This window comes from Janthinobacterium sp. RA13 (assembly GCF_000745325.1).
GTDB classification, from domain to species: domain Bacteria; phylum Pseudomonadota; class Gammaproteobacteria; order Burkholderiales; family Burkholderiaceae_D; genus Janthinobacterium; species Janthinobacterium rivuli.
The window spans coordinates 1,177,419-1,192,232 of the sequence record NZ_JQNP01000001.1 but is presented as its reverse complement, the minus strand read 5'-3'; the positions used below and the strand labels follow the sequence as shown (position 1 = coordinate 1,192,232).

The following is a 14,814-nucleotide window of genomic DNA, read 5'->3' as shown; positions in this document are numbered from 1 at the left end:
CTTGCGTGTATGATATTGCCGAACAGAATTGTTGGGCATCTGTCATCGTTGAAGGCGCGTTTTTTCCTGCGTCCCGGCCCAAGACTCTGCGCGTGCCACGCCGCTTGCTACGATGCCTGACCCACAGCGAAAGGTAATAAAGATGTATAAAACAGTGCGCGACTTGTTCCTGCATTTCAAGGAAGCCGTCCCATTCCGCCTCGTCCCCGCCCTGATCTGCACCGCTTTGCTCGTGAGCATGCTATTGCTGCCGGCGCCGGACGGCTTGACGCCCAAGGCCTGGGGCCTGGTGGCGATTTTCCTCACCACGATTCTGGCGATCATCCTGAAAGTCATGCCGATCGGCGTGATGGCCATGATGGCCATCGTCATCGTGTCGCTGTCGCAAGTGACGTCGACCTCGTCCAAGGGCGCCATCACGGATGCGCTCAGCAGTTTCTCGAATCCCTTGATCTGGCTGATCGTCGTGGCGATCCTGATTTCGCGCGGCCTGAAAAAGACGGGACTGGGCAGCCGCATCGGCCTGCTGTTCATTTCCCTGCTGGGCAAGCGCACCATGGGCATCGGCTATGGCCTGGCCATTTGCGAACTGGTGCTGGCGCCATTTACGCCCAGTAACACGGCGCGCGGTGGCGGCATCGTCCACCCCGTCATGAAATCGATCGCCAACGCCTTCGATTCGGATCCGGCCAAGGGCACGGAAAAGAAGGTCGGCACCTACCTGGCCCTCGTCAACTACCACGCCAACCCGATCACCTCGGCCATGTTCCTGACGGCCACGGCGCCCAACCCGCTCGTGGTCGACTTCGTGGCCAAGGCCAGCGGCCAGAGTTTCCACCTGACGTGGACCACCTGGGCCCTGTGCATGCTGCTGCCGGGCCTGGTCTGCCTGCTGCTGATGCCTTTGATTATTTATTGGCTGTCGCCGCCGGAACTGAAAGCCACGCCGGACGCCGTCACCTACGCCAAGGCGGAACTGAAAAGCATGGGCCCGCTGTCGCCGTCGGAAAAAGTCATGCTGGGCACCTTCGCCCTGTTGCTGCTGCTGTGGGCCAACGTGCCCGCCATGCTGTTCGGCCCCGCGTTTTCGCTCGATGCGACGGTGGTTGCCTTTGTCGGCCTGTTCGTGCTGATCATCACGGGCACCATCGACTGGGATGACGTGCTGTCGGAAAAGAGCGCCTGGGACACTTTGGTGTGGTTCGGCGCGCTCGTCATGATGGCCGAGCAACTCAACAAGACGGGCGTGATCGCCTGGTTCTCGGCCGGCATGAAGGCGGCGATTGTCGCCAGCGGCATGGACTGGCTGCCGATCGCCGGCGTCCTGGTGCTGGTGTTTGTCTTCTCGCATTACTTCTTCGCCAGCACGACGGCCCACATCAGCGCCATGCTGCTGGCCTTCCTGACGGTGGGCCTGCACCTGATCCCGGCCGAATACCACGTACCGTTCATGCTGATGATGACGGCCGGCTCGGCCATCATGATGACATTGACCCACTATGCGACGGGCACCTCGCCCATCATCTTCGGCAGCGGCTTCGTGACCATGGGCAACTGGTGGAGAGTCGGCTTCATCATGTGCGTGGTGGAACTGCTGATCTTTGCCGTCGTCGGCACGACGTGGTGGAAGGTGCTGGGCTACTGGTAAGTGGTAAGTGGTCAGGCGGCACGGTTGCTGATCTCGATGCCATGCGGACCCACGGGCGGGCGTTGCACGCCCGATTCGAAGCGCACGAAGGCTTCGCGCAAATGGTCTTTCAGCAAGGTTTCGTCCCAGGGCTTGGTGATGAACTTGTACACCGAGCCTTCGTTGATGGCTGCTGTGACCGAATGCAATTCAGGGTAGCCCGACAACATCACGCGCACGATCTCCGGATAGATGCCCTTGATGCGGCGCAAGAGTTCGTTGCCGGACATGCCCGGCATGCGCGCATCCGTAAGGATCACGCCCACGGCATTGGCGGCCACCAGTTCCAGCGCTTCCTGCGGCTTGCTGGTGCTGAGTATCTGGTAGCCTTCCTTGCGCAGCGAGCGGCGCAGGGCGGACAGGATGTGCTCTTCGTCGTCCACCAGCAGCAGCACACGCTGCGGCGTTTCGGCATGGCAGTTCTCGGGCGGCAAATGGGTGCCGGCATGCAACATCTGATCCATCTCGGCGCCGGGCAGCGGGCGGCTGAAGTAATAGCCTTGCATGGCGTCACAGTGGTTGGTATTGAGAAATCCCAATTGCCCCTCCGTTTCCACGCCCTCGGCCACCGTCGTCATGTGCAGCGACTTGGCCATGGCGATTATGGAGCGGGTCAGCGACGCGCCATCCACGCTGTCGGTCACGTCGCGGATGAACGATTGATCGATTTTCACCACGTCGATGGGGAACTGCTTGAGGTAGGACAGGCTGGAATAGCCGGTGCCGAAGTCGTCCAGCGACAGGGTGACGCCGATTTCCTTCAACTGTTCCAATGCCTTCACCACGAGGTCGCGGTTTTGCATCAGCACGCTCTCCGTCAGCTCCAGTTCCAGGCAGTGGGCCGGCACGCCGCTGTCGGCCAGCACTTCGCGCACCAGCTGCGGCATGTCGGCCTGGCGGAACTGGCGCGCCGACACGTTGACGGCCATCGTCAGGTGCGTAAAGCCGTAGGCATGCCAGACGCCCAGTTGCGCGCACGCCGTGCGCAGCACCCATTCGCCGATGGGCACGATCATGCCCGTTTCCTCGGCCAGGGGAATGAAGCGGTCCGGCGGCACCAGGCCGATGCCGTCGCGGCGCCAGCGCAGCAGCGCTTCCATGCCATAGATCTTGCCGCTGGTGAGGTCGACCTTGGGCTGGTAGTGCAGTTCCAGTTCGCCCAGCGCCAGCGCCTGGTGCAGCGCGTGTTCGATTTCGGCCCGCTCCTCCACCAGCACGCCCATCTTGTGGTTGTAGAACTGGTAGCCGTTGCGGCCCTTGTCCTTGGCGCTGTAGAGGGCCGCATCGGCCGTCTTGAGCAGCATGTCGCCGCTGTCGCCGTCGGACGGAAACACGCTGGCGCCGATGCTGGTGCTCACGTGCAGGGTATGCTCGCCCAGCACGAAGGGATCGGCGAACACCGCCAGCACTTTTTGCACGATCTGTTCGGCCGTCACGATGTCGGGCAGGTCCGTCAGCAGGAGGACGAATTCGTCGCCGCCCTGGCGGGCCACCGTGTCGCCCTCGCGCACCGCCAGCTTCAGCCGACGGGCCACTTCCTGCAGCAGCGCATCGCCCACCGGGTGGCCATAGCTGTCGTTGACGAACTTGAAACGGTCGAGGTCCAGCATCAGGGTGGCCAGGTGCAGGCGGGTGCGGCGGGCATGGGCGATGGCCTGGCCGATGCGGTCGTTCAGCAACTGGCGGTTGGGCAAGTCCGTCAGCGCATCGTGGTTAGCCAGGTATTCGATGCGCAATTGCTGCAGCTTGCGTTCCGTGATGTCCTGCACGGTACCGCGCATCAGCAGCACCTGGCGGCCTTCGCGCACGGCTTCGGCCTGATGAAAGACGATGCATTCGCCGCCATCGGGCCGTAGCACCTTGTGTTCCAGGCCGTAGCTGGTGCCGCTCGCATGCAGCTCCATGAAGGCATCGAGCAGCAGCGGTCGCTGGTCTTCCGGCAGGCATTGCAGCAGGCGCTCGAAGCTGGTGGGGCCGGAATCGGCGTCCAGGCCCAGGATGCGCAACAGTTCCGGCGACCAGTAGCCGTCACCGCCGGCGACCTGGTATTCCCAGTTGCCGAGGCGGGCCAGCGCCTGCGCGTGGTTCAGGCTTTCCTGGATACGGCTCAATTCGGTGAGCGCGCTGCTGGCCCGCAGCAGGTAGCGCAGCCGGTGCGCCAGCAGCCGCCATTGCATCGGCTTGGAGATAAAATCACTGGCGCCCGCTTCCAGCGCCTGCTTGATGGAGTCATCGTCGTCGTTGCCGGTCAGCACGACGATGGGCACGTGCGCGCCGCCGGGCAAGCGGCGCAGCTGCTGGCAGCATTCGAAGCCGCTCATGCCGGGCATGGCAACGTCGAGCAGGATCAGGTCGGGCACGCCGCGCTGGAAAGCGGCCAGCGCTTCCAGGCCGCTGGCCGCTTCCTCGATGCGGAAGCCTTCCGGTTCCAGCGCTTCCGTCACCAGGATGCGCGTCATGGTGTCGTCATCGACCACCAGGACCAGTGCTTGCGGGAGCAGTGCGGTATTCATATGGCTTCCTTCTCAATGGCCAGGGCGGCGAGGACACGGTCGAGTTCTTGCTGGATGCCGCGGATATGCTGCAGCGCGCTGCCGACGTCATTGCCGCGCGCGTATTGTTCGATTTCACGGCAGGTGGCCGACAAGCCCAGCGCGCCCACGTTGGCGCAGCTGGACTTGAGCGTATGGGCCGCCAGCTGCAGGGCCGCGGTATCGCTGGCCTCGGCGGCCACTTCCAGCTGGCCCAGCAGGCGCGGCGCGTCGCTGTAGAACAGGTCGATGATGCGGCCCAGCACGTCGGGACGGCCGGGACGCCGCATGGCGCGCAGGTTTTGCAGGGCGGCGGCGTCGAGGATGGCGGCCGATTCCACCGGCGCCGCCTCCGTGGTTACTGTAGGCGTCCCGGCTGTGGCCTGCGCGGCGGGCGACGGGCGCCAGCGGGCCAGGATTTCCAGCAGGGCGGCGCGCGTGTACGGCTTGGCCAGGTAGTCGTCCATACCCGCGTCCAGGCACAGTTCGCGGTCGCCGAGGATGGCGTTGGCCGTCAGGGCAATGATGGGTGTGCGGACACGGCCTTGCTCGGCCTCCATGCGGCGCAAGCGCCGCGTCGCTTCAAAACCGTCCATTTCGGGCATCTGGCAATCCATCAGGATCACGTCGAACGGGTAGCGCTCCCACAGGGCCAGCGCGCGCCTCCCGTTGTCGGCCGGTGTCGCTTCGTAGCCGCTATCTTCCAGCATGGCCAGGGCGATTTCCTGGTTGATGGCGTTATCTTCCACCAGCAGCATGCGCAGCGGCGCCTGGCCTGCGGCCGCGCTTTCCGCTGGAGCGGGCAGGGCAGGCATGGCAGCACTCGTTGGCGCCAGGGTGCCGTAGCCGCAGACAGCTTCGATGCAGTGGCGCAGTTCCATCGCCCGCACGGGCTTGGTCAGGCAGTATTCCACGCCCAGCGCCGTCAGCTGGCGCAGCTCGGCCGAGGCATCCAGCGAACTGAGCATGATGATTTTCAGGGCCGCCATGCCGGCATCGGCCTTGATCGCGCGCACCAGCTCGGCGCCATCCATGACAGGCATGCGCATGTCGATGATGGCCAGGTCGAACGGGCGCCCGCCGCGCAGCGCGGCTTGCAGCAGGTCCAGCGCTTCGGCGCCGTCGGCGGCGCTGGCGGCGGCCATCTGCCACTCGATCACATGCTGCAGCAGGATCGTGCGGTTGGTGGCATGGTCATCGACGATCAGCACGTGCAAGGCGCCCAGCGACACGCGCGGCGGCGGCGCCGGCGGCGCGTCCTCGGGCGCCACGGTGCCCACGGCAACAGTGACGGCAAAGCTGGACCCCTGGCCCGCCACGGATTCGAGCACAATGTTGCCACCCATCATTTCCACCAGCTGCTTGATGATGGCCAGGCCTAGGCCCGTGCCGCCATACTTGCGCGAAGTGGTGCTGTCGGCCTGGCGGAAGGGCTGGAAGACGGCGGCGGTCGCCTCCGGCGCCATGCCGATGCCAGTGTCGCGTACTTCCAGGCGGATCTGGCCGGCGGCGGGACAGCTGACATCGACGGAAATCTCGCCCCGTTCGGTGAACTTGGTGGCGTTGTTGAGCAGGTTGGTGAGGATCTGGCGCAGGCGCACGGGGTCGCCGCGCACGTGCTGCGGCACGTCGGAGGCGATGCGGCAGGTAAATTCGATGGCCTTGCGCTGGATGCCGTTGGCAAACAGGGCCACGACATCGTCGATCACCTGGCGCAGGTCGAAGGGGATATGTTCGAGCACCAGCTTGCCCGCCTCGATCTTGGAAAAATCGAGAATATCGTCGATGATGCTCAGCAGACTTTCGCCCGAGCGGTGTACCGTGTGCACGAAACGCTGCTGCTTGGGACTCAGTTCCGTGCGCTGCAGCAATTCCGTCATGCCCAGCACGCCATTCATCGGCGTGCGGATCTCGTGGCTCATCTTGGCCAGGAATTCCGACTTGGCGCGGTTGGCGGCGTCGGCCTCGGCCTTGGCCTGCTTGAGCGCCAGGTCGCGCTGTTCGACGTGCTCGAGCATGCCGTTAAAGCCCATGATCAATTGCCCTAGTTCATCGCTGCCATGCTGCGCCACGCGCACGGACAGCGGTTTGCCGCCGCGGATATGGGCAATCGCATGGGACAGGTGCGCCAGCGGCCTGGCGATGGAAGCGCTGATCAGCCCCGTGATGGCCACGCAGGCCAGCAGCAGAATCAGTCCGATGCCGAGAATCAGCACGAAGGCATGGCGCACGCCGTCGCGCACCTGGGCCACCGCGTCCTGCTGCTGCCCCGTGATGCGCGCCACTTGCTGCGCCGAATAGGCGGCCTGTTCGCGCTCGAAGGCGCGCACGTGGTCGATGACCTCGTCCAGCGCCTTTTCGCTGTCCAGTACGCTGCCCTTGGCTTGCACCAGCCGCTGTCCCGACCGCTCGACCTTGTCCAGGTAAGTGTTGACGCCGCGCGTTTCGGCCAGCAAGCCCAGCTGGCCTATGCTTTGCAGCAAGGTTTGCATGGTCGCCATGTCGCCGTGCAGGGTGCTGATGTGCAGGGCGATATCGTCGCCCAGGCGCGTGACGTCGCCGGCGGCCGTGGCCAGCATGACTTCGCCCACGCCGATGCTGATGGCGTCGACGGCCAGGTTGATTTCGCCGCTGGCGTCCTCGATGCGGGCCGAAGTACGCATGTAGCGGTTGGCCTGCGCCAGGCGGTCGCGTCCGATGGCCAGCTGCAGTTCGATGGGATCGAGTTCCTCGGCCAGGCGCAGGAGCGTGGAGGCCAGAGTGGCGCCGACTTGTTCCTTGAGCGCCGCATAGTGCGCCTGCTGCGCCGCGCTGGCGCCGCCCTCGGCCAGCAGTCCGGCGCGCAAGGCCAGCAAGCCGGCGGCGGGATCGAGCATCTGGCGCGCCGTGGCCAGCAGCTTTTCCCGCAGCGCCTGCTGGGCCGGGCTGATGCCGCGCTCGCCGCTTCCCGCCAGATGCGCGACGGCCGCCGTCAGCCGTTCGCGCAAGGGGGCGATGCGAAAACGGTTCTTCACGGCCTCCGTTTCGGCCAGCGCAATCTGCATGTCGAGGATGCTCTTGCGCAAGTCGGTCAGGTAGCGCGCGTTCTCGTTCAGGCGCTGGCTTTCCAGCTGCACTTCGGCGGCGGTGGCCTGGGCCTGGCTGTCGACCAGGCGGATCTTGCCGCGCGCGCCCTTGGCGGCGGCCTTGATCTGCGCCAGCACCTGGCGCATTTCCGTCGCCTGCGCCTTGTAATAGGCCTCGTTTTCCAGGCGTTTGCGCACGGCCACGCGCATGCGCTGGAATTCCTGCTCGAAAGCCGAGTGGTAGCGCGGCGTTTGCAACTCGCCATGACGCCGCAATTGCTGGCTGATGCTCTCGGCGGCCTGGATATTGGCGACGATCTTGCTTGATACCTGCTTCAGCTGCGCCAGGTCTTCTGCCTTGCCCAGCTCGAAAAAATCCGATGCCATGTCTTGCACGGTATAGCGCAGGCGCAACACGTCCGTGTACAGCGGCACGGTACGGTCGGTCAAGCCGTGCACATGGGTTTCGATGCCTTTCACCAGCAGCAGGCTGGCCGCCGCCATGGCCGCCACGCCCGCCAGCAGGACGGTGGTACTGATGATCAGCTTGGTCCTGATTTTCATGTCAGGCTCCAGGTCGCGCAGGGCAGGGGAGCGCGCATCACTTCGCGCCAGGGTCCGGGTCGGCCGGAACGATCCTGCCGTCGGCGATGCGGGTCAGGAACACGGCCGTCGACGCCTGGTGGTTGTCGGGCCGCAGCGTCACCCGCATGCCGCCCAGGTCAAGCCGGTCGAACGTTTCGAAGCTCTGGATCAGGCGCTCGCGCGTGAGGTCGGCGCCCGCGCCGCGCAGCGCCGCCACCATCAGGGTGGCCGAGATGCAGCCTTCAAAACTGACGAAAGACAGCCTGGCCGCCGGCACATGCCTGGCCAGCAGCGCGGCGCAGTCGGCGGCGATGGGCAACTGGCGGTCGTCCGGCAGCGGCACCACCTGGGAAATGACGATATTGTCGCCTGCCTTGCCCAGTAATTGCAGCAGGCTGTCCGTGCCGACAAACGATACCGTGGCCAGGGCCGTCTTCAGCCCGGTCTGGCTTGCCTCGCGCACGAACGCGGCCACCGGCGTGTAGGGCCCGGCCATGATCACGGCTTGCAGGTCGTGTCCGATCAGGGCCGCCAGTCCCGCCTTGACGGCCGTCGTGCCGCGCTGGAAGGAACCCTTGGCGACGAGCTCCATGCCGCGCCGTTGCAGGGCGCGCACGGTGCCGTCGAGTACGGCATTGCCGAAGCCGTCGTCCTGGTACAGCACGCCAAAGCGCTTGACGCCGCGGCTGGTGAAATACTGCACCAGGGCGTCGGATTCATCGTCATAACTGGCGCGGAAGTTGATAATTTCATGCACCACGGGGCGGCGCAAGGTCATCGCCCCCGTAAACGCGCCCACCAGCGGCACCTTCATTTCCCGGACGATAGGGATGACGGCGTTGGTGGTCGGCGTGCCCACGTTGCCGAACAGGGCGAACACCTGTTTTTCCTCTACCAGCCTGAGCGTTTCGCTGATGGCCCGGTCCGGATCGTAGCCATCGTCGGCAAGCACCAGTTCGATGCTGCGGCCATGGATGCCGCCGCGCTGGTTCGCTTCCTGGAAAACGGCCGTCGCGCCGTCGAGCATGGCTTTCCCCAGCCCCGAGGCCGCGCCCGTTTGCGCATTGACCATGCCCAGCCGGATGTGCGTATCGCTGACACCCGGTTCGGCGGCGTGGGCCATGCCGGCCACGAGGGTGATAGCGAGCCAGCAGCATTCCGGGAAAACGCGCATGAGCTACCTTTATGGAGGTTGACCGGTATCAAGAGGCACAGGGTTGACAACGAGTATGGAGTAAATTGCCAACAAAAAACTCACACATAGTCACAGCGCGGAAAGCAGCTCAAATATGCCTCAAGACTCGGGCAGTTGCACCACCACCTTGCCGCGCGCGCGGCCCTGCGCCAGGTAGGCCAGCGCCTGTTTCGCCTCAGCAAAAGGGAACACCTTGTCGATGACGGGGCGGATGGTTCCCGCCTCGAGCAGCCTGGCGATCTGCGCCAGCTGGCTGCCGTCGGGACGCACGAAGTGAAAGGCATAGCTGGCGCCGCGCCGCTGCGCCAGGCCGATGATCTTGCGGCTAAGCAAACCAAACACCAGTTTCAGCACCACGTTCATGCCGCGCGCGCGGGCAAAGGCGGCGTCCGGCGGGCCGATCAGCGACACGACATGGCTGCCAGGCTTGACGATGCGCAAGGCCTTTTCCAGCCCGTCGCCGCGCACCGTGCCCAGTACGGCGTCGTAGTCGCGCAGCACCTCTTCGAACGGCTGTTGTTTGTAGTCGATGACCTCATCGGCGCCCAGGCCGCGCACCAGTTCCACGTTCGCCGTGCTGGTGGTGGAGCCCACGCGGGCGCCCAGGTGCCTGGCCAGCTGGATGGCGAACGTGCCGATGCCGCCGGAACCGGCCGGGATGAACACTTTCTGGCCCGGCTTCAGCTGCATGCGTTCCTGCATCGCTTGCCACGCCGTCAGGCCCACCATCGGAATCGACGCCGCCTGCACGAAATCGAGGTTGGCCGGTTTCAGCGCGGCCGCCTGTTCCGGCACGATGGCGAATTCGGCCAGGCTGCCGTGTGGCGTGTCGAAAATACTCGCATACACGGCGTCGCCCACTGTAAAACGCGTGACACCGCTGCCGACGGCCACGACCACGCCGGCCAGATCGCTGCCCAGGGTGGCCGGCAAGCGCGTTTTCAAGATCGGCTTGAAGTCGCCCTTGGGAATCAGGTTGTCGATGGGGTTCAGGCCCACGGCGTGTACCCGCACCAGCAATTCGCCGGGACCGGGCGTGGGGCGGGGCAGTTCCACAAATGCCACGTGATCGGGGCCGCCGTATTTTTTCAGTTGCAGAGCTTGCATGCTGTTCTCTTTGTCAGGTTGAATGAAATGCCCGCGTTCACGCCAGGCGCAGGTCCTTGCGCAAGCCGGCGTCCAGCAGCGACGCCGGCATGAAACGGCGCATCAGGCGCAGGCGCGCGGCCAACGGCCCGGCCGTGTAGCGCAATTTTGGCTCGCTTGCCTGCGCCGCCGCCAATACGCTGTCGGCCACGATGGCCGGGTCATCGGCGCCGGCCATCAGCGTTTGCAGCCGGCTTGTGACGGCCGCGCTGACTTGCCGGTAGGCTGACAGCGGTGTGTCGGGCGCCAGCAGATTGGCTTCGAACGTGGTTTTCGTGTAGGCCGGTTCGATGACGCTGGCGCGGATGCCCCAGCCGCGCACTTCATGGTCGAGCGATTCAGTGTAGCCTTCGATGGCGTGCTTGGTGGCCGAATACAGCGCACCATAGGGCATGGGCAAAAAGCCCACGACGGAACCGATATTGAGGATGCGCCCGCCCCCCTGGGCGCGCATGTGCGGCAGCACGGCCAGGGTCATGCGCACGACGCCAAAGAAATTCGTCTCGAAGATGGCGCGCGCTTGCGCGATCGAACTTTCTTCGGCGCCGGCCGGGGCCACGCCGAAACCGGCGTTATTCACCAGCAGGTCGATGCGGCCCTCGCGCTGCATTACCTCTGCCACGGCGGCAGCAACGGACTCCTCGCTGGTGACGTCGAGCGCCAGCATGGCGTATTGCTGGCCAGGGAGCTGCGCGCCGCGGCGGCTGGTGCCGTACACGGTGTAGCCTGCTTGCGCCAGGCGCCGGGCCGTGGCCGCACCGATGCCGGACGAGGCGCCGGTGACCAGGGCAATCTTCTTGTTTTTCATGATGTTCCTTCAGTGGTTGACAGCGTGGAATACAAAATATGACGATCATCATATTCTTGTTTGAAAAAAAGCCCGGGACGGATCAAGGCCACGGGCGGTGCGGCTAGTCTGGTGTTTGAAACTGCGCCAGGGTGGCCGCGCACAGCGCGTCCGACAGGGCCGGCTCGTCGACGGCGCGCGCCAGAATGGTGGTGCCGATCATGGCGCACACCGTCGCCATGGCCTGCGCGTGCGCTTCCGGCTGGCCCCAGTTCGGCATTTGGCGCGCGAACAGGTCGATCATTTCCTTGATGTGGATGGTGGCGGCGCGGCGCACCTCGGGCGCCTGGCGCGGCATTTCAGAACCCAGCGCCGAGACGGGGCAACCCACCTCGATGGCGGCGATGTGTTCGGGCGACAGATACGCGGCCAGCATGGCCTGCAGCGCCTGGCCAGCCGGGGCGGCGGCCGCCACCCGGGCTGCCAGCGCCACCGCTTCGGCGCCCGCGCGGTCGCCCGCTTCGGCCAGCAGGGCGTCGCGCGAGGCGAAATGCGCATAAAAGCCGCCGTGCGTCAGGCCCGCTTCCTTCATGATGTCGGCCACGCCTGTGCCCGCGTAGCCGCTGCGGCGGATGGCGCGCGTGGCCACTTCGACGATGCGTTCGTGGGTGGCTTCCTTGCGGCTGTGCGCCGAGGGTTTCTTGTTGGGTAAGTTCTGCATGACGGTCATCATATCGTACTTTTCAACACCGTGCACGCGACCAGCCGCGGCAGACGTTTCACCGCCGCGGCCGGTAGTTGAGGAGGGACTAGCTCTTCAGGCTGCAAAAGCTGGCATAGTGGTCCTGCGTGTAATAGCGCTCCACCAATTTGCGTTTCCCCTTCGGTGTCTGCACAAGCAAGACCGCACGATGCGAACCGGCTCCGCCATCGCCGCCGATCCCCAGATAGTATTCATAATAAACCTCGTCCTTGCCGGCGGCGGGAAGGCGGCCCTCATTGTTATTGAAGACGGTATTGCCGGGACCACCGGCGACCGCGCTCGTTTTCGCATTGCGGTAGGCGTCATATTCGCTGTTTTGCGGCGTGGGCAGGGTTTTGCTTGGCTCCCTTTTGCCGCAGTCGGGGATTTTCGCCGCAAAGGCGTGGGAAGAGAGCAGGGCGCCTGCCACAATAAGACCCAGCGACCAGCTAGTTGCGCGTGAAGTTTTCATCGATATGCTTTCGTTGGTGGAACGTTCAATGGATGGGTTGCTTCCGATACGGCCAATGTCCGGCTGGCCGGCATAAATCTCTGCAATAGCGAATATAGTTAAATTTTTGAAAATATTACTATTCAATTGTCACGCACCGTTGTTGAACAGCCCCGTAGTCCAGTCGATGAACGCCCGCATCGCAGGGGAAAGAAAGCGCTGGTGGGGGTAGAGCAGCGATACCGGCACGGGCGCCGGCCGCCTGTCGGCCAGCACCTCGACCAATGTTCCGGCCTGCAAATGGCCGCTTACGAGGATCTCGGCCAGCTGCATCAAGCCGTGGCCGGCCAGGCCCAGCTCGATGTACAGCCCCGTCTCATTGACGGCGACCGTGCCGGGGAGGGGAACGGTGATACTGGCCCCGTCGTCGATGAACTGCAGCTCGCCGCCGCGCCGCGGCGTGCTGGAAAAGTAGTGGACGGCCCGGTGTCCATGTACATCTTCCAAAGTTGCGGGAACGCCGTGCTCGGCCAGGTAGGACGGCGCCGCGCAGGTGATCCAGCGCAGTTCGCCCAGCCGGCGCGCGACCAGCGTCGAGTCTTCCAGGCTGCCGGTGCGGATGACGCAATCGACGCCTTCCTGTATCAAGTCGACCTGGCGGTCATTGACGCCGATCATCAGGTAGATATCGGGGTAGCGTTGCTGGAATTGCGCCAACTGGGGCAGGATCACGGCATGGGCGATGCCGCCAGGCATATCCACGCGCAAACGTCCTTGCGGGCGCTCGCTGGAACCCTGCAGGCTCGCTTCGGTGTCGGCGATCAGGTCGAGTATCTCTCGGCAACGATGAAAGTAGCGTTCGCCCTCCGGTGTCAGGCTGAGGTTTCTGGTGGAACGGTTCAGCAGGCGCGCCTGCAAATGTTGTTCCAGCCGCTTGATGATGCCGGTGACCGACGAGGCAGGCAAGCCCAGGGTCTCTGCCGCGCGCACAAAACTCTTGCTCTCGACCACGCGGAGGAATACCTGCATTGCTTGTACGCGGTCCATGTCTTGTCTTGTTGGCAGTAGGGGAAACGGCACTATAACCCAACATTGTTCGGTTTTTTCGCATGCTGAAAACGCCGGGCGCCACTTTTTCCCCGTGCTTGCCTGCACTAGACTGCGTGCAATCCATTAACCACCGCAGGAATCAAGCATGCCTGAACACGCCCCTCAATTGCTGGCTCCGCTGGCTCCAGTCCCGCACAAGATGCTGATCAAAGGCGCCACCATCATCAGCATGGATGGCAATGTCGGCAATGTACCCAGGGGCGATATCCTGATTGCCGATGGCACCATCGCCGCCATCGGCCAGAACCTGCAAGCCGGCGGCGCCGCAGTGATCGATGCCGCAGGGATGATCGCCATTCCAGGCATGGTCGATACCCACCGCCATTCCTGGGAAGGCCAGCTGCGCCGCATCAACCCGAATGCGGCAACGCTCGAGGACTATTGCAATGCCACGCATTTTTCGTTCGCCAAATACTACCGGCCGCGCGACATTTACGTGGGCAATGTGCTCACGGCTCTGGGCTGCATCGACGCCGGTATCACGACCGTGGTCGACAATTCCCACAACAGCCGCACGGCGGCGCACTCCGACGCGGCGGTCGACGCGCTGCTCGATGCGGGCATCCGCGCCGTGCACGCCTCGGGGGCGCCCGTGTCGGGTGTCTGGGATGAGGCGCATTGGCCGGGCAACCTGGCACGCCTGCAGGCCAGGTATTTTACGAATCCCGACAGCCTGGTGACGCTGGCCATGATGGCGCAGCTGGAACCGGCGCAGTGGGCCGTCGCACGTCAATTGGGTATTCCCATCGTGACCGAGTTTTTTGGCGGCGGCATGGCGGCCGAACTGGAAAGCTTGCACCGGCAGGGACTGCTCGGCAGCGACAATATCTTCAATCACTGCACTTGTCTGCCGGAATCGGGCTGGCGCATCTTGCGCGAGGCTGGCGTGCGCGTCAATGTATGCCCGCGTTCGGATGCCCACTACGGTATCGAGGATGGCATGAACGCCTGGCAGGCGGCGTACCAGCACGGCATACGTCCCGGCCTCAGTGTCGACAACGAGACCTCGTACAGCGGCGACATGTTCATGGAAATGCGCGTGGCGTTCTACCTGCAGCGGGTAATGGGAAATTGCCAGGGGCATCGCCAGGGACATCGCCATGCGGCCGCGCCCACCGATGCCTTCCGCTTGCTGGAAGCCGCCACGATCGACGGCGCCGCGGTGGCGGGGCTGGAACAGCGCATCGGGAGTTTGACGCCAGGCAAGCAGGCCGACCTGGTGCTGATACGCACCGGCGACCTCAACCTTTACCCGGTCAATAACGCCATCGGTACCGTCGTGCACGCGGCTGAGCGCAGCAATATCGATACCGTCATCATTGGCGGGCGCGTGCGCAAACGGGGCGGCGTCGTGCTGGGCGTCGATCAGGCACAACTGCGCGCCGCGATCGACGAATCCTGTGCCCACCTGTTCAATGCCGCCGGTTACGAGCCCGATCTGTTTGCCGAGTCGTTCGCGCCGATCCACCAGGCGTAGGCAGCGCCCGCTGGACGCTGCCGTGCCGCGACTGCAGG

Annotated in this window: 10 protein-coding genes; 2 read left to right on the top strand and 8 right to left on the bottom strand. The window is 64.5% G+C overall.

The features are described 5' to 3' along the window. Positions 1-142: 142 nt before the first annotated feature. Positions 143-1,648, top strand: coding sequence for a DASS family sodium-coupled anion symporter (locus tag FG13_RS04995; protein WP_035818954.1), 1,506 nt, complete (start codon positions 143-145; stop codon positions 1,646-1,648). Between the two features lie 11 nt (positions 1,649-1,659). On the opposite strand, the gene FG13_RS04990 is transcribed toward FG13_RS04995, so the two are convergent. The 8 genes from FG13_RS04990 to FG13_RS04955 form a co-directional block, all read right to left on the bottom strand. Next, entirely contained in the window at positions 1,660-4,200 is a 2,541-nt protein-coding gene (locus FG13_RS04990) for an EAL domain-containing protein (RefSeq protein ID WP_035818947.1), read from the bottom strand. Then, positions 4,197-7,847, bottom strand: a complete 3,651-nt coding sequence (locus tag FG13_RS04985; RefSeq protein WP_035818944.1) for a response regulator — start codon at positions 7,845-7,847, stop codon at positions 4,197-4,199. Before FG13_RS04985 ends, FG13_RS04990 begins: the two co-directional genes overlap by 4 nt. A gap of 37 nt (positions 7,848-7,884) precedes the next feature. Continuing rightward, positions 7,885-9,042: an ABC transporter substrate-binding protein gene (locus tag FG13_RS04980; protein ID WP_035818941.1), complete on the bottom strand. Its 1,158-nt coding sequence runs from the start codon at positions 9,040-9,042 to the stop codon at positions 7,885-7,887. 120 nt (positions 9,043-9,162) lie between these two features. Further along, entirely contained in the window at positions 9,163-10,170 is a 1,008-nt protein-coding gene (locus FG13_RS04975) for an NADP-dependent oxidoreductase (protein WP_035818939.1), read from the bottom strand. 37 nt (positions 10,171-10,207) lie between these two features. Continuing rightward, positions 10,208-11,017, bottom strand: a complete 810-nt coding sequence (locus FG13_RS04970) for an oxidoreductase (RefSeq protein ID WP_035818936.1) — start codon at positions 11,015-11,017, stop codon at positions 10,208-10,210. Between the two features lie 103 nt (positions 11,018-11,120). After that, a complete protein-coding gene (locus FG13_RS04965; protein ID WP_035818933.1) occupies positions 11,121-11,729 on the bottom strand; it encodes a TetR/AcrR family transcriptional regulator in 609 nt (202 codons plus the stop codon). 76 nt (positions 11,730-11,805) lie between these two features. Further along, positions 11,806-12,336: a ribonuclease domain-containing protein gene (locus FG13_RS28765; protein WP_152598688.1), complete on the bottom strand. Its 531-nt coding sequence runs from the start codon at positions 12,334-12,336 to the stop codon at positions 11,806-11,808. 3 nt (positions 12,337-12,339) lie between these two features. Next, the gene (locus FG13_RS04955) at positions 12,340-13,236 is read right to left on the bottom strand and encodes a LysR family transcriptional regulator (protein ID WP_035818931.1); all 897 of its coding nucleotides are present in this window, start codon (positions 13,234-13,236) and stop codon (positions 12,340-12,342) included. Between the two features lie 148 nt (positions 13,237-13,384). Between FG13_RS04955 and FG13_RS04950 the strand changes: the two genes are divergently transcribed. Beyond that, positions 13,385-14,776: an amidohydrolase family protein gene (locus FG13_RS04950; RefSeq protein WP_035818928.1), complete on the top strand. Its 1,392-nt coding sequence runs from the start codon at positions 13,385-13,387 to the stop codon at positions 14,774-14,776. The last annotated feature ends 38 nt before the right edge of the window (positions 14,777-14,814 follow it).

Excerpts from the sequence above, each read along its gene's own strand:
- FG13_RS04955 (WP_035818931.1), bottom strand. The coding sequence starts at position 13,236 with ATGGACCGCGTACAAGCAATGCAGGTATTCCTCCGCGTGGTCGAGAGC.
- FG13_RS04980 (WP_035818941.1), bottom strand. The coding sequence starts at position 9,042 with ATGCGCGTTTTCCCGGAATGCTGCTGGCTCGCTATCACCCTCGTGGCC.
- FG13_RS04990 (WP_035818947.1), bottom strand. The coding sequence starts at position 4,200 with ATGAATACCGCACTGCTCCCGCAAGCACTGGTCCTGGTGGTCGATGAC.
- FG13_RS04950 (WP_035818928.1), top strand. The coding sequence starts at position 13,385 with ATGCCTGAACACGCCCCTCAATTGCTGGCTCCGCTGGCTCCAGTCCCG.
- FG13_RS04975 (WP_035818939.1), bottom strand. The coding sequence starts at position 10,170 with ATGCAAGCTCTGCAACTGAAAAAATACGGCGGCCCCGATCACGTGGCA.
- FG13_RS04970 (WP_035818936.1), bottom strand. The coding sequence starts at position 11,017 with ATGAAAAACAAGAAGATTGCCCTGGTCACCGGCGCCTCGTCCGGCATC.
- FG13_RS04985 (WP_035818944.1), bottom strand. The coding sequence starts at position 7,847 with ATGAAAATCAGGACCAAGCTGATCATCAGTACCACCGTCCTGCTGGCG.
- FG13_RS04965 (WP_035818933.1), bottom strand. The coding sequence starts at position 11,729 with ATGATGACCGTCATGCAGAACTTACCCAACAAGAAACCCTCGGCGCAC.
- FG13_RS04995 (WP_035818954.1), top strand. The coding sequence starts at position 143 with ATGTATAAAACAGTGCGCGACTTGTTCCTGCATTTCAAGGAAGCCGTC.